This window comes from Pseudomonas sp. AC532 (assembly GCF_979258965.1).
Window position 1 is genome coordinate 2208013 of the sequence record NZ_OZ409888.1, and the last position, 22220, is coordinate 2230232.

The 22220-nt window shown below is 57.1% G+C and carries 12 protein-coding genes, 6 tRNA genes and 3 rRNA genes; all 21 read right to left on the minus strand.

Annotation, left to right across the window (positions count from 1 at the left end; all coding sequences use genetic code 11):
* Positions 1–52: 52 nt before the first annotated feature.
* The 21 genes from rpoC to ACZ0AV_RS10715 all read right to left on the minus strand — a co-directional run bounded on the left by rpoC (position 53) and on the right by ACZ0AV_RS10715 (position 21781).
* The gene (rpoC, locus tag ACZ0AV_RS10615; RefSeq protein WP_499150987.1) at positions 53–4252 is read right to left on the minus strand and encodes a DNA-directed RNA polymerase subunit beta'; all 4200 of its coding nucleotides are present in this window, start codon (positions 4250–4252) and stop codon (positions 53–55) included.
* 61 nt (positions 4253–4313) lie between these two features.
* Entirely contained in the window at positions 4314–8387 is a 4074-nt protein-coding gene (gene rpoB, locus ACZ0AV_RS10620; RefSeq protein ID WP_499150988.1) for a DNA-directed RNA polymerase subunit beta, read from the minus strand.
* A gap of 220 nt (positions 8388–8607) precedes the next feature.
* Positions 8608–8976, minus strand: a complete 369-nt coding sequence (gene rplL, locus ACZ0AV_RS10625; RefSeq protein WP_499150989.1) for a 50S ribosomal protein L7/L12 — start codon at positions 8974–8976, stop codon at positions 8608–8610.
* Positions 8977–9054: 78 nt separating this feature from the next.
* Entirely contained in the window at positions 9055–9555 is a 501-nt protein-coding gene (rplJ, locus tag ACZ0AV_RS10630; protein ID WP_499150990.1) for a 50S ribosomal protein L10, read from the minus strand.
* Positions 9556–9767: 212 nt separating this feature from the next.
* Positions 9768–10463 carry a 50S ribosomal protein L1 gene (gene rplA / locus ACZ0AV_RS10635; protein WP_499150991.1) on the minus strand — a complete coding sequence of 232 codons (696 nt, stop codon included), beginning with the start codon at positions 10461–10463 and terminating at the stop codon, positions 9768–9770.
* The gene (gene rplK / locus ACZ0AV_RS10640; RefSeq protein WP_025167734.1) at positions 10463–10894 is read right to left on the minus strand and encodes a 50S ribosomal protein L11; all 432 of its coding nucleotides are present in this window, start codon (positions 10892–10894) and stop codon (positions 10463–10465) included. The genes rplA and rplK overlap by 1 nt, the downstream gene beginning before the upstream one ends.
* Before the next feature lie 117 nt (positions 10895–11011).
* The gene (gene nusG, locus ACZ0AV_RS10645; RefSeq protein WP_042553193.1) at positions 11012–11545 is read right to left on the minus strand and encodes a transcription termination/antitermination protein NusG; all 534 of its coding nucleotides are present in this window, start codon (positions 11543–11545) and stop codon (positions 11012–11014) included.
* Positions 11546–11558: 13 nt separating this feature from the next.
* A complete protein-coding gene (gene secE, locus ACZ0AV_RS10650; RefSeq protein ID WP_499150992.1) occupies positions 11559–11927 on the minus strand; it encodes a preprotein translocase subunit SecE in 369 nt (122 codons plus the stop codon).
* A 43-nt stretch (positions 11928–11970) separates the two neighbouring features.
* Positions 11971–12046, minus strand: a tRNA-Trp gene (locus ACZ0AV_RS10655).
* A 53-nt stretch (positions 12047–12099) separates the two neighbouring features.
* Positions 12100–13293: an elongation factor Tu gene (tuf, locus tag ACZ0AV_RS10660; RefSeq protein ID WP_499150985.1), complete on the minus strand. Its 1194-nt coding sequence runs from the start codon at positions 13291–13293 to the stop codon at positions 12100–12102.
* Positions 13294–13377: 84 nt separating this feature from the next.
* Positions 13378–13453: transfer RNA gene (locus ACZ0AV_RS10665), tRNA-Thr, on the minus strand.
* Positions 13454–13478: 25 nt separating this feature from the next.
* Positions 13479–13552: transfer RNA gene (locus ACZ0AV_RS10670), tRNA-Gly, on the minus strand.
* Positions 13553–13577: 25 nt separating this feature from the next.
* Positions 13578–13662, minus strand: a tRNA-Tyr gene (locus ACZ0AV_RS10675).
* Positions 13663–13808: 146 nt separating this feature from the next.
* Entirely contained in the window at positions 13809–14486 is a 678-nt protein-coding gene (locus ACZ0AV_RS10680; RefSeq protein WP_499150993.1) for an SPOR domain-containing protein, read from the minus strand.
* 2 nt (positions 14487–14488) lie between these two features.
* A complete protein-coding gene (locus ACZ0AV_RS10685; protein WP_499150994.1) occupies positions 14489–15247 on the minus strand; it encodes a pantothenate kinase in 759 nt (252 codons plus the stop codon).
* Entirely contained in the window at positions 15237–16193 is a 957-nt protein-coding gene (birA, locus tag ACZ0AV_RS10690; protein ID WP_499153344.1) for a bifunctional biotin--[acetyl-CoA-carboxylase] ligase/biotin operon repressor BirA, read from the minus strand. Before birA ends, ACZ0AV_RS10685 begins: the two co-directional genes overlap by 11 nt.
* A gap of 401 nt (positions 16194–16594) precedes the next feature.
* Positions 16595–16710, minus strand: a 5S ribosomal RNA gene (rrf, locus tag ACZ0AV_RS10695).
* Positions 16711–16851: 141 nt separating this feature from the next.
* A 23S ribosomal RNA gene (locus ACZ0AV_RS10700) occupies positions 16852–19742 on the minus strand.
* 252 nt (positions 19743–19994) lie between these two features.
* Positions 19995–20070: transfer RNA gene (locus tag ACZ0AV_RS10705), tRNA-Ala, on the minus strand.
* 31 nt (positions 20071–20101) lie between these two features.
* A tRNA-Ile gene (locus ACZ0AV_RS10710) sits at positions 20102–20178 on the minus strand.
* Between the two features lie 66 nt (positions 20179–20244).
* A 16S ribosomal RNA gene (locus ACZ0AV_RS10715) occupies positions 20245–21781 on the minus strand.
* The 16S, 23S and 5S rRNA genes sit together here with 2 tRNA genes alongside, the layout of an rRNA operon.
* Positions 21782–22220: the final 439 nt, after the last annotated feature.

Sequence of the window (22220 nt, forward strand, 5' to 3'; positions counted from 1 at the left end):
CGGCCCCCTAGTCAAGATACGGCCCCGCCCGCCAGGCGGCCGGGGCACGTTCTCAATTTTCGCTGGAGTTCAACGCTTCGGTCAGCGCCGCTTCCACTTCGCTCGCGCTCACACGCACAGGCTTGTCAGCCTCGCGACGACGTTTGCGCTCGCTGTGGTAAGCAAGACCAGTACCTGCCGGGATCAGACGACCCACGACCACGTTCTCTTTCAGGCCACGCAGGAAGTCACGCTTGCCGGTAACCGCCGCCTCGGTGAGGACGCGAGTGGTTTCCTGGAAGGATGCCGCCGAGATGAACGACTCGGTGGACAGCGACGCCTTGGTGATCCCCAGCAGCACGCGAGTGTACTTGGCGATGAACTTGTCCTGTTCGGCCAGACGCTCGTTCTCGCCCAGTACCTGAGTCAACTCCATCTGGTCGCCCTTGATGAAGGTGGAATCCCCGGACTCGGCAATCTCGACCTTGCGCAGCATCTGACGCAGGATGGTCTCGATGTGCTTGTCGTTGATCTTCACGCCCTGCAGACGGTAAACGTCCTGGATCTCGTTGACGATGTACTTGGCCAATGCGCTGACGCCCAGCAGACGCAGGATGTCGTGCGGGTCGCTAGGACCGTCGGAGATAACTTCACCCTTGTTGACCTGCTCACCTTCGAACACGTTCAGGTGACGCCATTTCGGGATCAGCTCTTCGTACGGATCACTGCCATCGGTCGGTGTGATGACCAGACGGCGCTTGCCCTTGGTCTCTTTACCAAAGGCGATGGTGCCGCTGATTTCCGCCAGAATCGAGGCTTCTTTCGGACGACGCGCTTCGAACAGGTCGGCAACGCGCGGCAGACCACCGGTGATGTCACGGGTCTTCGAGGTTTCCTGCGGGATACGGGCGATAACGTCACCGACCGCAACCTGCGCACCATCGGCAACACCGACCAGGGCGTTGGCAGGCAGGAAGTACTGCGCCGGTACGTCAGTACCTGGCAGCATCAGATCCTTGCCGCTTGCATCGACCAGCTTCACGGCCGGACGGATGTCCTTGCCAGCAGCCGGACGATCCTTGGCATCGAGCACTTCGATGTTGGTCAGGCCGGTCAGTTCGTCGGTCTGACGTTTGATGGTGATGCCCTCCTCCATGCCGACGAAGGTAACGGTACCCTTCATTTCGGTCACGATCGGGTGGGTGTGCGGGTCCCACTTGGCGACGATGGCGCCGGCGTCGACCTTGTCACCTTCCTTCACGGTGATGACCGCACCGTACGGCAGCTTGTAACGCTCGCGCTCACGGCCGAACTCGTCCGCGATGGCCAGCTCACCGGAACGCGATACCGCGATCAGGTTGCCGTCCAGACGCTCGACGTGCTTGAGGTTGTGCAGACGAACCGCGCCACCGTTCTTCACCTGGACGCTGTCAGCAGCCGAGGTCCGGCTTGCCGCACCACCGATGTGGAACGTACGCATGGTCAGCTGGGTACCCGGCTCACCGATCGACTGGGCAGCGATAACGCCAACGGCCTCACCGATGTTGATCTGGTGACCGCGAGCCAGGTCGCGACCGTAGCACTTGGCGCAGATGCCGTAGCGGGTTTCACAGCTGATCGGCGAACGCACGACGACTTCGTCGATGCTGTTCAGCTCGATGAACTCGACCCACTGCTCGTCTACCAGGGTGCCGGCTGGAACGATGACTTCCTCGGTGCCCGGCTTGAACACGTCACGGGCGATGACACGGCCCAGTACGCGCTCGCCGAGCGGCTCGACGACGTCGCCGCCTTCGATGTGCGGAGTCATGTACAAACCCTGCTCGGTGCCGCAATCGATCTCGGTCACCACCAGATCCTGCGCCACGTCGACCAGACGACGGGTCAGGTAACCGGAGTTCGCGGTCTTCAGTGCGGTATCCGCCAGACCTTTACGCGCACCGTGAGTCGAGATGAAGTACTGCAGTACCGACAGACCTTCACGGAAGTTCGCGGTGATCGGCGTCTCGATGATCGAGCCGTCCGGCTTGGCCATCAGACCACGCATACCAGCCAGCTGACGGATCTGCGCAGCGGAACCACGCGCACCGGAGTCGGCCATCATGTACATGGAGTTGAAGGACTCTTGGTCGACTTCGTTGCCATCGCGGTCGATGACCTTCTCTTTCGAGAGGTTGGCCATCATCGCCTTGGAGACTTCGTCGTTGGCCTTCGACCACAAGTCGATCACCTTGTTGTACTTCTCGCCCTGGGTGACCAGGCCGGAGGCGTACTGCGATTCGATTTCCTTCACTTCCTCGGTGGCGGCGTCGATGATGCGCGCCTTCTCATCCGGGATGACGAAGTCGTTCACGCCGATCGACACACCAGAAATGGTCGAGTAGGCGAAACCGGTGTACATCAGTTGGTCAGCGAAGATCACGGTGTCCTTCAGACCAACGGTGCGGTAGCACTGGTTGATCAGCTTGGAGATCGCCTTCTTCTTCATCGACTGGTTGACCACGTCGTACGACAGGCCAGCTGGAACCACCTGGAACAGCAGCGCGCGGCCGACAGTGGTGTCGACGATACGGGTGTTCTTGGTGATGGTGCCATCGCGGTCTTTGATGACTTCGTTGATACGCACTTTCACACGGGCGTGCAGGGACGCTTCGCCGGCGCGGAATACGCGGTCGACTTCCTGCAGGTCAGCGAATACGCGACCTTCGCCTTTGGCGTTGATGGCTTCACGGGTCATGTAGTACAGACCCAATACAACGTCCTGGGACGGAACGATGATTGGCTCACCGTTGGCAGGCGACAGGATGTTGTTGGTCGACATCATCAGCGCGCGCGCTTCGAGCTGGGCTTCCAGCGTCAGCGGCACGTGAACGGCCATTTGGTCACCGTCGAAGTCGGCGTTGTACGCGGCGCAGACCAGCGGGTGCAGCTGGATGGCTTTACCTTCGATCAGTACCGGCTCGAACGCCTGGATGCCCAGACGGTGAAGCGTCGGCGCACGGTTGAGCAGTACGGGGTGTTCGCGAATCACTTCGGCGAGAACGTCCCACACTTCCGGCAGCTCGCGCTCGACCATTTTCTTGGCGGCCTTGATGGTGGTCGCCAGACCACGCATTTCCAGCTTGCCGAAAATGAACGGCTTGAACAGCTCGAGAGCCATCTTCTTCGGCAGACCGCACTGGTGCAGACGCAGTGCCGGGCCTACGGTAATTACCGAACGGCCAGAGTAGTCAACACGCTTACCGAGCAAGTTCTGGCGGAAACGACCCTGCTTGCCCTTGATCATGTCAGCCAGGGATTTCAGAGGACGCTTGTTCGAACCGGTGATGGCGCGACCGCGACGGCCGTTGTCGAGCAGTGCGTCAACCGCTTCCTGCAGCATGCGCTTTTCGTTGCGCACGATGATGTCGGGAGCCGACAGATCGAGCAGGCGCTTCAAACGGTTGTTACGGTTGATGACGCGGCGATACAGGTCGTTCAGGTCGGACGTGGCGAAACGGCCACCGTCCAGCGGAACGAGCGGACGCAGGTCTGGCGGCAGAACCGGCAGAACGGTCAGCACCATCCACTCTGGCAGGTTGCCGGAACCCTGGAAGGCTTCCATCAACTTCAGACGCTTGGACAGCTTCTTGATCTTGGTTTCCGAGTTGGTCTGCGGAATCTCTTCGCGCAGGCGACCGATCTCGTGCTCCAGGTCGATAGCGTGCAGCAGCTCGCGAACGGCCTCGGCACCCATGCGGGCGTCGAAGTCATCACCGAACTCTTCCAGCGCTTCGAAGTACTGCTCGTCATTGAGCAGTTGCCCCTTCTCGAGGGTGGTCATGCCCGGGTCGATAACGACGTAGCTCTCGAAGTAGAGAACGCGCTCGATATCACGCAGGGTCATGTCCATCAGCAGGCCGATACGGCTCGGCAGCGACTTCAGGAACCAGATGTGGGCAACCGGCGAAGCCAGCTCGATGTGCGCCATGCGCTCACGACGAACCTTGGCCAGGGCGACTTCAACGCCGCACTTCTCGCAGATCACACCGCGGTGTTTTAGGCGCTTGTACTTACCGCACAGGCACTCGTAATCCTTTACCGGGCCAAAGATCTTGGCGCAGAACAGGCCGTCACGCTCAGGCTTGAACGTACGGTAGTTGATGGTTTCCGGTTTTTTAACTTCACCGAACGACCACGAACGGATCATCTCAGGCGAAGCAAGGCCGATGCGAATGGCATCGAACTCTTCGACTTGACCCTGGTTTTTCAGCAAATTCAGTAGGTCTTTCAAGGCCTTTCCTCCTGGCGGAGCAGGCAGCGGGCATGTTGCCCCGCTGCCGATTCACGTCGTGTTATTCGGTTTCCAGATCGATATCGATACCGAGCGAACGGATCTCTTTGATCAACACGTTGAAGGACTCGGGCATGCCCGGCTCCATGCGGTGATCGCCATCCACGATGTTCTTGTACATCTTGGTACGGCCGTTCACGTCGTCCGACTTGACGGTCAACATTTCCTGCAGGGTGTAGGCGGCGCCGTAAGCTTCCAGAGCCCAGACCTCCATCTCCCCGAAGCGCTGACCACCGAACTGCGCCTTACCACCCAGCGGCTGCTGGGTAACCAGGCTGTAGGAACCGGTAGAACGAGCGTGCATCTTGTCGTCCACCAGGTGGTTCAGTTTCAGCATGTACATGTAACCGACCGTGGTCGGGCGCTCGAACTGGTTGCCGGTACGGCCATCGATCAGGCGCATCTGGCCGCTTTCCGGCAGATCAGCCAGCTTCAGCATGGCCTTGATTTCGCTTTCCTTGGCACCGTCGAACACCGGAGTGGCCATCGGCACGCCTTTGCGCAGGTTGTTGGCCAGGGCCAGGATTTCCTGGTCGCTCAGCTCGTCGAGGTTTTCCTGACGCCCACCGATCTCGTTGTAGATCTGCTGCATGAACTTGCGCAGCTCAGCGACCTTGCGCTGCTCTTCGAGCATCAGGTTGATCTTCTCGCCCAGGCCTTTGGCCGCAAGGCCCAGGTGGGTTTCGAGGATCTGACCGACGTTCATACGCGACGGTACGCCCAGCGGGTTGAGAACGATGTCGACCGGCGTGCCGTGCACGTCGTGCGGCATGTCTTCGACCGGCATGATCACCGAGACCACACCCTTGTTACCGTGACGACCGGCCATCTTGTCACCCGGCTGGATGCGACGGCGGATGGCCAGGTAGACCTTGACGATCTTCAGCACGCCCGGCGCCAGGTCATCGCCCTGCTGCAGTTTGCGCTTCTTGTCTTCGAACTTGTCGTCGAGCAGCTGACGGCGGTCGGAGATGTAGGCCTGAGCCTTTTCCAACTGCTCGTTCAGTGCATCTTCAGCCATACGCAGCTTGAACCACTGGCCGCGCTCCAGACCGTCGAGCACTTCGTCAGTGACCGCGGCGCCTTTCTTCAGGCCAGCGCCGCCTTCGGCGACCTTGCCAACCAGCGCGGCACGCAGACGCTCGAAAGTTGCACCTTCAACGATGCGGAACTCTTCGTTGAGGTCCTTGCGGATCTCGTCCAGCTGGCTCTTCTCGATCGACAGCGCACGGGCATCACGCTCGACGCCGTCACGGGTGAAGACCTGTACGTCGATGACAGTACCCTTGGTGCCGGTCGGCACGCGCAGGGAGGTGTCTTTAACGTCGCTGGCCTTCTCACCGAAGATGGCGCGCAGCAGCTTCTCTTCTGGTGTCAGTTGGGTCTCGCCTTTCGGGGTGACCTTACCAACCAGAATATCGCCAGGGCCGACTTCGGCGCCGACGTAGACGATACCGGCTTCGTCGAGCTTGTTCAGTGCAGCCTCACCCACGTTCGGGATGTCCGCAGAGATTTCCTCTGGGCCGAGCTTGGTGTCACGCGCCACACAGGTCAGTTCCTGGATGTGGATCGTGGTGAAGCGGTCTTCCTGAACCACGCGCTCGGAGAGCAGGATGGAGTCTTCGAAGTTGTAACCGTTCCAGGGCATGAACGCGACGCGCATGTTCTGACCCAGCGCCAGTTCACCCATGTCGGTGGACGGGCCGTCGGCCATGATGTCGCCACGCGCAACCACATCACCTTTCTGCACCAGCGGACGCTGGTTGATGCAGGTGTTCTGGTTGGAGCGGGTGTATTTGGTCAGGTTGTAGATGTCCACACCGGCTTCACCGGTTTCGACTTCATCGTTGGCAACGCGAACCACGATACGGCTGGCGTCGACCGAATCGATCACGCCACCACGGCGGGCCACGACGCAGACGCCCGAGTCACGGGCGACGTTGCGCTCCATGCCGGTACCGACCAGCGGCTTGTCCGAACGCAGGGTCGGGACAGCCTGACGCTGCATGTTCGAACCCATGAGTGCCCGGTTGGCGTCGTCGTGCTCGAGGAACGGGATCAGCGAGGCAGCGACGGAAACGACCTGCTTCGGCGATACGTCCATCAGGGTGACGTCTTCCGGCGCCTTGACGGTGAACTCGTTGAGGTGACGCACAGCCACCAGCTCGTCGATCAGCATCTTCTTGTCGTTCATCGTGGCCGAAGCCTGAGCGATCACGTGATCGGCCTCTTCGATGGCGGACAGGAAGACGATCTCGTCGGTGACCTTGCCTTCCTGCACAACGCGATACGGGCTTTCCAGGAAGCCGTACTGGTTGGTGCGGGCATAGGCCGCCAGGGAGTTGATCAGACCGATGTTCGGACCTTCCGGCGTTTCGATCGGGCACACACGGCCGTAGTGGGTCGGGTGTACGTCACGAACTTCGAAGCCTGCACGCTCACGGGTCAAACCGCCCGGGCCGAGTGCGGAAACACGGCGCTTGTGAGTGATCTCGGAGAGCGGGTTGTTCTGGTCCATGAACTGGGAAAGCTGGCTGGAACCGAAGAACTCCTTCACCGCCGCCGCAACCGGCTTGGCGTTGATCAGGTCCTGCGGCATCAGGCCTTCGCTTTCGGCCATCGACAGACGTTCCTTGACCGCACGCTCCACGCGCACCAGGCCAACACGGAACTGGTTCTCGGCCATTTCGCCGACGCAACGTACACGGCGGTTACCCAGGTGGTCGATATCATCGACGATGCCTTTGCCGTTACGGATGTCGACCAGGGTCTTGAGGACTTCGACGATGTCTTCACGGCTCAACACGCCCGAACCTTCGATCTCGGTACGACCGATACGACGGTTGAACTTCATGCGGCCCACGGCGGACAGGTCGTAACGCTCGGCGCTGAAGAACAGGTTGTTGAACAGGGTCTCGGCGGCATCCTTGGTAGGTGGCTCGCCAGGACGCATCATGCGGTAGATCTCGACCAGCGCTTCCAACTGATTGGTGGTGCCATCGATCTTCAGCGTGTCGCTGATGAACGGACCACAGTCGATGTCGTTGGTGTACAAGGTTTCGATGCGAACGACCTGGGCCTTGGCGATCTTGGCCAGCAGCTCCACCGACAGCTCGGTGTTGCACTCGCAGAGGATCTCGCCGGTAGCCGGGTGCACGATCGCCTTGGCAGTGGTACGACCGATCAGGTAGTCGAACGGTACGTCCAGCTCCTTGACGCCAGCCTTGTCCAGCTGGTTGATGTGGCGAGCGGTAATACGACGACCCTGCTCGACAATCACCTTGCCGCTGCCGTCCAGGATGTCCTGGCTGGCGATCTCGCCGCGCAAGCGCTGCGGAACGAGCTCCAGGCTCAGGCCTTCGCCTTTGACGTGGAAAACGTTGGTGGTATAGAAGGCGTCCAGCACTTCTTCAGTGCTATAGCCCAGCGCGCGCAGCAGCACCGAAGCGGGCAGCTTGCGGCGACGGTCGATACGCACGAACACCGCATCCTTCGGATCGAACTCGAAGTCCAACCACGAACCGCGGTAAGGAATGATACGCGCGGAGTACAGCAGCTTGCCCGAGCTGTGGGTCTTGCCACGGTCGTGGTCGAAGAACACACCCGGGGAGCGGTGCAACTGGGAAACGATCACGCGCTCGGTACCGTTGATGACGAAGGTACCGTTCTCGGTCATGAGCGGAATTTCGCCCATGTACACTTCCTGCTCCTTGATGTCCTTGATCGCTTTGTTCGACGATTCTTTGTCGAAAATGATCAAGCGCACTTTCACGCGCAGCGGGACGGCGAAGGTCACGCCACGCAGCACGCACTCCTTGACGTCAAACGCCGGCTCGCCCAGGCGATAGCCGACATATTCCAGAGCAGCGTTGCCGGAGTAGCTGATGATCGGGAATACAGATTTGAAGGCCGCATGCAGGCCGATGTCGCGGAACTGTTCCTTGCTCGCGCCTTGCTGCAGGAATTCGCGGTACGAATCCAGCTGAATGGCCAGGAGGTAAGGCACATCCATGACATCCGGCAACTTGCTAAAGTCCTTGCGGATACGTTTTTTCTCAGTGTATGAGTAAGCCATCAGCGTTCCCCAGCTTGGTCACCTGCTTATTTGGCTTCTCCGACGGGAGCAGCCAGAAACTCGTGCAAACCCTAGGTTTGCTCCACCTCATTGGTGGGTCTTTCACGTTCCAAGCCTGGGCCATCGAACAGCCGAGTCAGAACGGAAAAAGGCCGGTGGCAAGAGCCACCAGCCGTCAGCCTTGTGCGAGTAGCGCGGGCTGTAGACGCAAGGTCGTCGCTTACTTGAGCTCGACTTTGGCGCCTGCTTCTTCCAGAGCTTTCTTGGCAGCTTCGGCTTCGTCTTTCGACACGCCTTCTTTAACGATGCCAGGAGCGCCGTCAACAACTGCTTTAGCTTCTTTCAGACCCAGACCGGTCAGTTCGCGAACGGCTTTGATGACGTTCACTTTCTTCTCGCCGGCTTCAGTCAGGATGACGTTGAACTCGGTTTGCTCTTCAGCAACGGCAGCAGCCGGGCCAGCAGCAGCAACGGTAGCAGCAGCGGCGGTAACGCCGAACTTCTCTTCCATTGCCTTGATCAGTTCAACGACTTCCAGAACGGATTTCTGACCGATTGCTTCGATGATGTCTTCGTTAGACAGAGCCATGACTCTAATTCCTGTATTGGGGGACAGCCTTCGCGACCGTCAAATTAAACAAATAAGCGCGAGAACGAATGACGTGCCTTAAGCGGCAGCGGCTTCTTTCTGGTCGCGAACGGCCGCCAGAGTACGAGCCAGTTTGCTGGTAGCGCCTTGGATCACGCTCATCAGCTGGGAAATGGCTTCGTCATAGGTCGGCAGAGTTGCCAGTACGTCGATCTGATTGGCTGCGAGGAACTGACCCTCGAACGCAGCTGCCTTGATCTCGAACTTGTCCTGACCCTTGGCAAAATCCTTGAAGATACGAGCAGCAGCGCCCGGATGTTCAGTGGAGAAAGCGATCAGGGTCGGGCCTTTGAACACGTCGTTGAGCACATCATACTGAGTGCCCTCAACGGCGCGCTTGAGCAGGGTGTTACGTACGACACGCACGTACACGCCAGCTTCGCGGGCCTCTTTACGGAGTCCGGTCATAGCAGCTACGGTCACGCCACGGGCATCAGCCACGACAGCGGACAGGGCAGCTTTGGCAGCCTCGTTGACTTCAGCGACGATGGCCTTCTTGTCTTCGAGTTTAATTGCCACGGGTTTACTCCTGGATGTTACCGTTTCGCCCGGCCTGAGCCGGACGGCGTTTTGGTGTCTGATTCGGTAAGAATCGGGAGCACCATCTGCGTAGGGTGGAAGATCGCTCTTCCGGTTTGAGGCTTACACCCCCTACGGTCTTGGATAGCCCCCGCCAGGCAGGGACCCCAATTTATCGCTGCAGTCGCACCAGGTGCGCCTGCAGTCATTCGTTAAGCGTCCAGCGAACCTTGGTCGATCAGCAGACCTGGGCCCATGGTGGTGCTCAAGGTCACGCGCTTGACGTAGATGCCTTTCGAGGTCGACGGCTTCAGGCGCTTCAGATCGGACAGCAGTGCTTCCACGTTCTGCTTCAGCTTGTCGGCTTCGAAGCCAACCTTGCCAACAGAACCATGGATGATGCCGTTCTTGTCGGTACGGAAACGCACCTGACCAGCTTTGGCATTCTTGACTGCGGTAGCAACGTCCGGGGTCACGGTGCCGACCTTCGGGTTCGGCATCAGACCGCGCGGGCCGAGTACCTGGCCGAGCTGGCCAACAACGCGCATGGCATCCGGGGATGCGATGACGACGTCGTAGTTCAGGTCGCCGCCTTTCATTTCAGCAGCCAGATCGTCCATACCTACGCGGTCAGCACCGGCAGCCAGAGCAGCTTCAGCGCCCGGACCCTGAGTGAAGACTGCAACGCGAACGGTTTTGCCGCTGCCGTTCGGCAGAACGGTAGCGCCGCGAACAACCTGGTCGGATTTACGCGGGTCAACGCCGAGGTTGATCGAAATATCGACAGACTCGGAGAACTTGACGGCGGAGATTTCAGCCAGCAACGCAGCAGCGTCGTTGAAGCTGTAGGCCTTGCCCGGCTCGATCTTGGCCGCGATGGCCTTTTGGCGCTTGGTCAGCTTAGCCATTACACACCCTCCACGTTGAGGCCCATGCTACGAGCGGAACCGGCGATGGTACGCACGGCCGCATCCATGTCAGCTGCAGTCAGATCGGCCTGCTTGGTCTTGGCGATCTCTTCGAGCTGCGCACGGGTAACGGTACCGACCTTGACAGTGTTCGGACGGGCCGAACCGCTGGTCAGACCAGCTGCTTTCTTCAGCAGCACGGAAGCCGGGGTGCTCTTGGTTTCGAAGGTGAAGCTACGGTCGCTGTATACAGTGATGATCACTGGAGTCGGCAGACCAGGTTCCATGCCCTGGGTCTTGGCGTTGAACGCCTTGCAGAATTCCATGATGTTCACGCCGTGCTGACCCAGGGCTGGGCCCACAGGTGGCGACGGGTTGGCCTGAGCGGCCTTTACTTGCAGCTTGATATAAGCCGTGATTTTCTTAGCCATTAGCTACTCCAGTTACGGGTTCTAGCGCCTTTCGGCTCCCCGACTATTTCCTGTTTATCCCAGTGACAACAAAACCCCGCAGCCTATGACTGCGGGGGTAAGGGATGCGGTTGTCAGTTACGACTTCTCGACCTGACTGAACTCCAGCTCGACCGGGGTAGAGCGACCGAAAATGGTCACCGCCACCTGGATGCGGCTTTTCTCGTAATTGACTTCTTCGACGACGCCGCTGAAATCAGCGAACGGACCATCAGTGACACGAACCATCTCGCCCGGCTCGAAGAGCGTCTTGGGCTTGGGCTTGTCGCCGCTATCGGCAACACGACGCAGAATGGCATCAGCCTCTTTTTCAGTGATCGGCGCAGGCTTGTCGGCAGTACCACCGATGAAGCCCATCACGCGCGGCGTATCCTTGATCAAGTGCCAAGTCGCCTCGTTCATCTCCATCTGTACAAGCACATAGCCTGGAAAGAACTTTCGCTCGCTCTTGCGCTTCTGGCCGTTACGCATCTCCACCACTTCTTCGGTGGGGACCAGAATCTCGCCGAAATCATCTTCCATTCCAGCGAATTTTACGCGCTCAATGAGCGAACGCATTACATGCTTCTCGTAACCCGAGTAAGCATGCACAACGTACCAACGCTTAGCCACGGGACACCCTATCTCAACTTACAATAAACGACACAAGCCAACCGAGGAGCGAATCGAGCCCCCACAACACCAATGCCATCACAATGACGACAAGGACGACGATCAGCGTGGTTTGCGTGGTTTCCTGGCGCGTCGGCCAGACAACCTTGCGAATCTCGACGCGAGCTTCCTTCGCCAGGCTAAAGAAGGCCTGACCCTTGGCAGTTTGCAAGGCAACAGCGGCGGCAGCCACAGCCAGCACGAGCAGACCGACAACGCGATACAGAATCGGCTCACCAGAGAAGTACTGATTACCGACAACCCCTGCAACAACAAGCAGAGCCACCACAATCCACTTAAGCAGATCGAAGCGAGAGTCTTTGGCTTCAGCCTTAACATTCATGAACAAGGATCCTGTGAGAAGACTCGCCAAATTCGCTAGAAAATGGCAGGTCAGGAGGGAATCGAACCCCCAACCTACGGTTTTGGAGACCGTCGCTCTGCCAATTGAGCTACTGACCTAGAACAAAATCAGGCCGACCATTATGCCGGCCCGAGGGGGATAGATCAACCGATTACTCGACGATCTTGGCAACCACGCCAGCACCAACGGTACGGCCGCCTTCGCGAATCGCGAAACGCAGACCATCTTCCATGGCGATCGGCTTGATCAGGGTGACAACCATTTTGATGTTGTCGCCCGGCATTACCATTTCAACGCCTTCCGGCAGTTCGCACGAACCGGTCACGTCAGTGGTACGGAAGTAGAACTGTGGACGGTAGCCCTTGAAGAACGGGGTGTGACGACCACCTTCTTCCTTGGACAGAACGTACACTTCAGCTTCGAACTTGGTGTGCGGCTTGATGGTGCCTGGCTTGGCCAGAACCTGACCACGCTCTACGTCGTCACGCTTGGTGCCGCGCAGCAGTACACCGCAGTTCTCGCCAGCACGACCTTCGTCGAGCAGCTTGCGGAACATCTCAACACCGGTACAGGTGGTCTTGGTGGTGTCACGCAGACCAACGATCTCGATTTCTTCCTGGATCTTGACGATACCGCGCTCTACACGACCGGTCACTACAGTGCCGCGGCCGGAGATCGAGAATACGTCTTCGATCGGCATCAGGAACGGACGGTCGATTGCACGAACCGGCTCCGGGATGTAGCTGTCCAGCGTTTCGACGAGCTTCTTGACGGCAGTGGTGCCCATCTCGTTGTCGTCCTGGCCGTTCAGAGCCATCAGTGCGGAACCGATGATGATCGGCGTGTCGTCGCCCGGGAAGTCGTAAGTGCTCAGCAGATCGCGCACTTCCATTTCCACCAGCTCCAGCAGCTCGGCGTCATCAACCATGTCAGCCTTGTTCAGGAACACGACGATGTACGGTACGCCTACCTGACGCGACAGCAGGATGTGCTCGCGAGTCTGAGGCATCGGACCATCGGCAGCCGAACAAACCAGGATAGCGCCGTCCATCTGGGCAGCACCGGTGATCATGTTCTTGACGTAGTCAGCGTGACCCGGGCAGTCAACGTGCGCGTAGTGACGTACGGCAGAGTCGTACTCAACGTGCGCAGTGTTGATGGTGATACCACGAGCCTTCTCTTCCGGCGCGCTGTCGATCTTGTCGAAGTCGACCTTGGCCGAACCGAATACTTCGGAGCAGACGCGGGTCAGAGCAGCGGTCAGAGTGGTTTTACCGTGGTCAACGTGACCGATGGTGCCAACGTTGACGTGCGGCTTGTTACGTTCAAACTTTTCTTTAGCCATTTTGACCGTCTCCGAACGAAGAATTCAGCGAGTGATACCGCCATTAAAACAAAGGCAGATACTTTCATATCTGCCTTTATTAAATGGAGCTCATGAGCGGATTCGAACCGCTGACCTCACCCTTACCAAGGGTGTGCTCTACCAACTGAGCTACATGAGCAAATACAGTGCACGACCAACAAAGCTGGAGCGGGCAGCGGGAATCGAACCCGCATCATCAGCTTGGAAGGCTGAGGTTCTACCACTGAACTATGCCCGCGGAGCCTGCAGCTCACGCTTAAATCTGGTGGAGGGAGAAGGATTCGAACCTTCGAAGTCGATGACGTCAGATTTACAGTCTGATCCCTTTGGCCGCTCGGGAATCCCTCCATAAGGAGGCGGCATTCTCAATATCTGCCACCCTACTGTCAAGCACTTTCTCATTTAAAAACCTGAGCTTAGCGACACTAACAGCAGCTCCGCATACACACCGGTTAAGGCGTCCACCCTGCGAAGCGGGCGCCATTCTATGCATTCTATCGAGGGCTTGCAACCCCCTCGCATGGCATTAATTGATGTTGTAAGCCGTTGAAGTCCAAAGACAATCGCTGGAGCAGCGAATCATCGACCAAACGCCGGCTTTCGGGAGCGATGCGTACCCAGTTACTGCGGTTGGCGCGAGGCAGCTCGCGCAGCAACGGCTCGTACCCGGCAGCGCGCAAGCGCGTGATCACGCTATCAGCCGAGTCATGGCGTGGAAATATGCCAAGGGAGATACCATTGGACAGGTCTCCCTGCGTGATGATGTAGCTGTCGATCTTGCGTGCCTGCAACTCGCGCAACTGCCTGAGCGACGCCTGTCGCGATGCCAAAGGCGGCAGATATACCCAATAGTCGACCGCCCCAGCCGACTCGACTACCTGGGATCGCGAGCGAATATCCAGGCTGAGCAGACGCTGCTCGACCTGCTCCGCCTGCTCAGCCTCTTCGAAGCTTCCCAAGAACAGACACACAGCTTCTGCAGGGGGCACCTGCGCGGGAGCCGTCGCACGCCGCTGCTGCGGCTCGGACTCACTCAACAGTTGAATGTCACGCCGACTCTCCTGATACATCGACAATGGCGCGACCTCCTTGGCATGCATGGGCGCCTGCTGCTGATGCCACACGTAATAAAAGGCGTTCAGCACCACCAGGAGCATGAAAATCCAGCGCATCGTTATTTCCCCTTGATCGGACAGGCGATCGCCAAGCCTGTAAAGACCAGATCCGGCATAACCCGCGCCGCGGGCACCCAGTCAGCGGCCAGCGCCGCGTCCCCGCCGGTCAGGAACACCGTGACGGTTTCGCCGCACTGCTCCCGCGCGAGCGCTAGCTGGGTATCGACGAAGCCGCGCAACATCAATAGGCAGCCGCGCTCCACCGCCTCCGCCGTTGACCGACCAGGCGTGAGGCTGTGCTGAGCCTGCGCGGCGATGGCGTCGTCATAGCGAATGCGCCGGGTATGCGTGCGCAGCTGATTGCGCATCAACGGCATTCCGGGACAGATGAAGCCACCGAGATGCGCCCCCGAGGCACTGACGAAATCCGAGGTTACCGCTGTACCTAGATCGAGCACCAGGCAGGCCCCGCGCTCGAGGCTGTAAGCACCTACCACAGCAAGCCAACGGTCGAGACCCAGGCGCTGGTAGTCCTCATAGCCATTGCTTACGCCCGCAAGCTCATTGGCTGGCGAAGCGATCAGGCAGTCGATACCGAAACGCGCTTTCAACGCATCGACCAAAAGGCGCGTCTCTTCGTTAGTGCGCACGCTGACCAGGCGACAGGTAAACAGCTCACCAGGAAAGCGCGTAGCCAGGGCAACCAGCAGCTCTTCATCCGCTCCCGCAACGCCGGCCGCGGCTATCCGCGTGTCGCCAAGCCTGGGCAAGACACGCCACTTTATAAAACTGTTGCCACAATCAAGCTCAAGAATCATCGCGCAACCTCAAACTGAGCTCCCCGCCACTGAAAACCTGCTCGTCGCCATCAACCTCGAGGCGCAATGCGCCGGTGTCATCGACGCCCAAAACGCGGCCCTGCACAGACTGCGAGCCAGCGGTCAGCGATACAGCGCGACCCTGCCAGAGGTGGCCGGCCTCCCACTGCTGACGCAGCGCGCGAAAACCCTCGGCCTGGTGCACGTGCAAATAGCGCTTGAGCTGATCACTCAATGCGCGGACGAAATGGTTGCGATCAACCTGCTCCCCCAAGACCTGCCGAATGGAGGTCCAGGGTTGATCGATGGTCTCGCGGGTCACCATTCGCATGTTGATATTGACCCCAATTCCAATGACCACATGGCAGACATCCGCCGGATCACCGGATAATTCCAGCAGTATGCCGGCGATTTTGCGACCATCTACCAGTAGATCATTCGGCCATTTCAAGCCAGCATTCAAAACACCAGCCTCGCGAATCGTCTGCAGCAATGCTAGGCCTACGACCAGGCTCAGCCCCTCGATCTGGCGCATCCCCCCGGTAATGCGCAGCACCAGGCTGTAGTACAGATTCTCCCCATAGGGGCTTACCCAACCACGCCCTCGCCGGCCACGACCTGCGGTTTGCTGCTCGGCGACCACCAGAAAGGGCGGCACCGCACCGGATGCCAGCTGACGCAACCCATGAGTGTTGGTCGAGTCGACCTGCTGCAAAAGCGTCACGGGCCAGGCGCCCGGTGCATCAAGCGCCTCGAGATTCAACAGCGACAACGGCGCCTCCAGGCGGTAACCGCGCCCCCGCACCTTGTGAACACCAAGGTCAAATTCAGCCTCGAGCGTTTGCAATTGCTTCCAGATCGCCGCACGGCTAACCCCAAGCGCGGCCCCCAGCTCTTCGCCCGAATGAAACTGGCCATCTTGTAACAGTCGTAATAAAGGCTGCATGCCAAACCTGCCGTGCAATAAGGTGCGCATGATAACGATGCCTTTCCCTACTGCCTACCGATGGCGGGAAAGCAGTCGCAAGCCGAACGACTTGCAGAGGCAGGACGGCTCGGCAGGCAGAGCAGCAACTCATGCAGCGAGGAGAGAGAGTCGCCTGACGGTCTCGCTGCCTCACGAAGGCATATCCGCCCCTCCAGCGCGCGTGTCGGCCCAGTCAGCCTGCGCGCAAGATGACCATGAGCCGACTCGTAAAGCCAACGCACCGCACTGAACAGCGCATTACGAGGCTACTGCCTGCGCCCACGGCCCCGCCTTTCTTTTCCCTGGCGGCTGACCTACTTTTTTGCCGCCACAAAGACGAAACCCCAGACCTCTGTCGAGATCTGGGGTTTCTGGTAGAAGCTTGACGATGACCTACTCTCACATGGGGAGACCCCACACTACCATCGGCGATGCATCGTTTCACTACTGAGTTCGGGATGGGATCAGGTGGTTCCAACGCTCTATGGTCGTCAAGCAATCCGGTTGGGGAGTCGGTTTTTAGGTCGCTTCCCCGAATTGGGTATGTGATATCAGTTGGTGTTGCGTGTTCGTTTTACAAATTTTCGGCATTACTGTCGACTTCTACCGTCTAACAGCCAAATTGTTTGGGTGTTATATGGTCAAGCCTCACGGGCAATTAGTACTGGTTAGCTCAACGCCTCACAACGCTTACACACCCAGCCTATCAACGTCGTAGTCTTCGACGGCCCTTTAGGGAACTCAAGGTTCCAGTGAGATCTCATCTTGAGGCAAGTTTCCCGCTTAGATGCTTTCAGCGGTTATCTTTCCCGAACATAGCTACCCGGCAATGCCACTGGCGTGACAACCGGAACACCAGAGGTTCGTCCACTCCGGTCCTCTCGTACTAGGAGCAGCCCCTCTCAAATCTCAAACGTCCACGGCAGATAGGGACCGAACTGTCTCACGACGTTCTAAACCCAGCTCGCGTACCACTTTAAATGGCGAACAGCCATACCCTTGGGACCGGCTTCAGCCCCAGGATGTGATGAGCCGACATCGAGGTGCCAAACACCGCCGTCGATATGAACTCTTGGGCGGTATCAGCCTGTTATCCCCGGAGTACCTTTTATCCGTTGAGCGATGGCCCTTCCATACAGAACCACCGGATCACTAAGACCTACTTTCGTACCTGCTCGACGTGTCTGTCTCGCAGTCAAGCGCGCTTTTGCCTTTATACTCTACGACCGATTTCCGACCGGTCTGAGCGCACCTTCGTACTCCTCCGTTACTCTTTAGGAGGAGACCGCCCCAGTCAAACTACCCACCATACACTGTCCTCGATCCGGATAACGGACCAGAGTTAGAACCTCAAGGTTGCCAGGGTGGTATTTCAAGGTTGGCTCCATGAGAACTGGCGTCCCCACTTCAAAGCCTCCCACCTATCCTACACAAGCAAGCTCAAAGTCCAGTGCAAAGCTATAGTAAAGGTTCACGGGGTCTTTCCGTCTAGCCGCGGATACACTGCATCTTCACAGCGATTTCAATTTCACTGAGTCTCGGGTGGAGACAGCGCCGCCATCGTTACGCCATTCGTGCAGGTCGGAACTTACCCGACAAGGAATTTCGCTACCTTAGGACCGTTATAGTTACGGCCGCCGTTTACCGGGGCTTCGATCAAGAGCTTCGCGTTAGCTAACCCCATCAATTAACCTTCCGGCACCGGGCAGGCGTCACACCCTATACGTCCACTTTCGTGTTTGCAGAGTGCTGTGTTTTTAATAAACAGTCGCAGCGGCCTGGTATCTTCGACCGGCATGTGCTTACGGGGTAAACCCTTCACACTCACCGGCGCACCTTCTCCCGAAGTTACGGTGCCATTTTGCCTAGTTCCTTCACCCGAGTTCTCTCAAGCGCCTTGGTATTCTCTACCTAACCACCTGTGTCGGTTTGGGGTACGGTTCCTAATTACCTGAAGCTTAGAAGCTTTTCCTGGAAGCATGGCATCAACCACTTCATCGTCCCAAAGGACAACTCGTCATCAGCTCTCGGCCTTAAGATCCCGGATTTACCTAAGATCTCAGCCTACCACCTTAAACACGGACAACCAACGCCGTGCTGGCCTAGCCTTCTCCGTCCCTCCATCGCAGTAATTAGAAGTACGGGAATATTAACCCGTTTCCCATCGACTACGCATTTCTGCCTCGCCTTAGGGGCCGACTCACCCTGCGTCGATTAACGTTGCGCAGGAAACCTTGGTCTTTCGGCGTGGGAGTTTTTCACTCCCATTGTCGTTACTCATGTCAGCATTCGCACTTCTGATACCTCCAGCAAGCTTCTCAACTCACCTTCACAGGCTTACAGAACGCTCCTCTACCGCTCATCCTAAGATGAACCCGTAGCTTCGGTGTATGGTTTGAGCCCCGTTACATCTTCCGCGCAGGCCGACTCGACTAGTGAGCTATTACGCTTTCTTTAAAGGGTGGCTGCTTCTAAGCCAACCTCCTAGCTGTCTAAGCCTTCCCACATCGTTTCCCACTTAACCATAACTTTGGGACCTTAGCTGACGGTCTGGGTTGTTTCCCTTTTCACGACGGACGTTAGCACCCGCCGTGTGTCTCCCGTGCTGACACTTGCTGGTATTCGGAGTTTGCATCGGTTTGGTAAGTCGGGATGACCCCCTAGCCGAAACAGTGCTCTACCCCCAGCAGTGATACACGAGGCGCTACCTAAATAGCTTTCGAGGAGAACCAGCTATCTCCGAGCTTGATTAGCCTTTCACTCCGATCCACAGGTCATCCGCTAACTTTTCAACGGTAGTCGGTTCGGTCCTCCAGTCAGTGTTACCTAACCTTCAACCTGCCCATGGATAGATCGCCCGGTTTCGGGTCTATACCCAGCGACTAAACGCCCTATTAAGACTCGCTTTCGCTACGCCTCCCCTATTCGGTTAAGCTCGCCACTGAATATAAGTCGCTGACCCATTATACAAAAGGTACGCAGTCACAGAACAAGTCTGCTCCCACTGCTTGTACGCATACGGTTTCAGGATCTATTTCACTCCCCTCTCCGGGGTTCTTTTCGCCTTTCCCTCACGGTACTAGTTCACTATCGGTCAGTCAGTAGTATTTAGCCTTGGAGGATGGTCCCCCCATATTCAGACAAAGTTTCTCGTGCTCCGTCCTACTCGATTTCATTGATAAGAGATTTTCGTGTACGGGGCTATCACCCACTACGGCGGCACTTTCCAGAGCCTTCCACTAATCTCAAATTAACTTAAGGGCTAGTCCCCGTTCGCTCGCCACTACTAAGGGAATCTCGGTTGATTTCTTTTCCTCAGGGTACTTAGATGTTTCAGTTCCCCTGGTTCGCCTCATGCACCTATGTATTCAGTGCATGATACCCAGCTTATGCTAGGTGGGTTCCCCCATTCAGAGATCTCTGGATCACAGTCTGTTTGCCGACTCCCCAAAGCTTATCGCAGGCTACAACGTCTTTCATCGCCTCTGACTGCCAAGGCATCCACCGTATGCGCTTCTTCACTTGACCATATAACCCCAAGCAATCTGGTTACTGTCTATAACGTGAAGACGACATTCGCCGAAAATTTGCACTTGAGAACAACGCAAATTTTACCTTGACCAAATTAATTACCAGTGAAAGTAATCAATCAGTCACTTCTATCACATACCCAAATTTTTAAAGAACGATTTTTCGACTGGTCAAAGACCAGAAATCAACACTCATCTGCCTAAACAGGAATGCTCATTTCTGAACTCTATACGCATCAACATCTGTAAGTGGTGGAGCCAAGCGGGATCGAACCGCTGACCTCCTGCGTGCAAGGCAGGCGCTCTCCCAGCTGAGCTATGGCCCCAAATACTTTCAAGGCCTGCACCCTCAACAATTGGTGGGTCTGGGCAGATTCGAACTGCCGACCTCACCCTTATCAGGGGTGCGCTCTAACCAACTGAGCTACAGACCCAATCGTCTTTCGCAATGAATCAAGCAATTCGTGTGGGTGCTTATGAATAAGCTGGGATCTTTCGATTAAGGAGGTGATCCAGCCGCAGGTTCCCCTACGGCTACCTTGTTACGACTTCACCCCAGTCATGAATCACACCGTGGTAACCGTCCTCCCGAAGGTTAGACTAGCTACTTCTGGTGCAACCCACTCCCATGGTGTGACGGGCGGTGTGTACAAGGCCCGGGAACGTATTCACCGTGACGTTCTGATTCACGATTACTAGCGATTCCGACTTCACGCAGTCGAGTTGCAGACTGCGATCCGGACTACGATCGGTTTTATGGGATTAGCTCCACCTCGCGGCTTGGCGACCCTTTGTACCGACCATTGTAGCACGTGTGTAGCCCTGGCCGTAAGGGCCATGATGACTTGACGTCATCCCCACCTTCCTCCGGTTTGTCACCGGCAGTCTCCTTAGAGTTCCCACCATAACGTGCTGGTAACTAAGGACAAGGGTTGCGCTCGTTACGGGACTTAACCCAACATCTCACGACACGAGCTGACGACAGCCATGCAGCACCTGTGTCTGAGTTCCCGAAGGCACCAATCCATCTCTGGAAAGTTCTCAGCATGTCAAGGCCAGGTAAGGTTCTTCGCGTTGCTTCGAATTAAACCACATGCTCCACCGCTTGTGCGGGCCCCCGTCAATTCATTTGAGTTTTAACCTTGCGGCCGTACTCCCCAGGCGGTCAACTTAATGCGTTAGCTGCGCCACTAAGTTCTCAAGGAACCCAACGGCTAGTTGACATCGTTTACGGCGTGGACTACCAGGGTATCTAATCCTGTTTGCTCCCCACGCTTTCGCACCTCAGTGTCAGTATCAGTCCAGGTGGTCGCCTTCGCCACTGGTGTTCCTTCCTATATCTACGCATTTCACCGCTACACAGGAAATTCCACCACCCTCTACCGTACTCTAGCTTGCCAGTTTTGGATGCAGTTCCCAGGTTGAGCCCGGGGCTTTCACATCCAACTTAACAAACCACCTACGCGCGCTTTACGCCCAGTAATTCCGATTAACGCTTGCACCCTCTGTATTACCGCGGCTGCTGGCACAGAGTTAGCCGGTGCTTATTCTGTCGGTAACGTCAAAATTGCAGAGTATTAATCTACAACCCTTCCTCCCAACTTAAAGTGCTTTACAATCCGAAGACCTTCTTCACACACGCGGCATGGCTGGATCAGGCTTTCGCCCATTGTCCAATATTCCCCACTGCTGCCTCCCGTAGGAGTCTGGACCGTGTCTCAGTTCCAGTGTGACTGATCATCCTCTCAGACCAGTTACGGATCGTCGCCTTGGTGAGCCATTACCTCACCAACTAGCTAATCCGACCTAGGCTCATCTATTAGCGCAAGGCCCGAAGGTCCCCTGCTTTCTCCCGTAGGACGTATGCGGTATTAGCGTTCCTTTCGAAACGTTGTCCCCCACTAATAGGCAGATTCCTAGGCATTACTCACCCGTCCGCCGCTGAATCAGGGAGCAAGCTCCCGTCATCCGCTCGACTTGCATGTGTTAGGCCTGCCGCCAGCGTTCAATCTGAGCCATGATCAAACTCTTCAGTTCAATACTGCATGGGTTTTGAGAAAACCCTAAACTTGGCTCAGCAATCGCAAACCTCTTTATTGCTAAAGAGTTAACTCTCGAATTAACGAGTGTTTACTTGTGATGCTGATAATCTTGCGATCCTCAGTCTTAACCCACAAGCACCCACACGAATTGCTTGATTCAGTTGTTAAAGAACGTTTGGTTAAGTCTTTCGTCTCAACCGAGGCGCGCATCTTACAGCAGCCTCATTTCCTGTCAAGCTGTTTTTGAAGAACTTTTTCTTTCTTCTCAACACCTTGCAGCACCCCACCAGATCATCTTCTCTCCAGCGGGAGGCGCATTCTACAGCGTTACAAACCGCTGTCAACCACCTCTTCAACCGCTTTCGATCCAACCTGATCGAGCCACCAACAGAACACTCAAACCACCCTGTCGATGCCGGCGCATTCTACTCGAA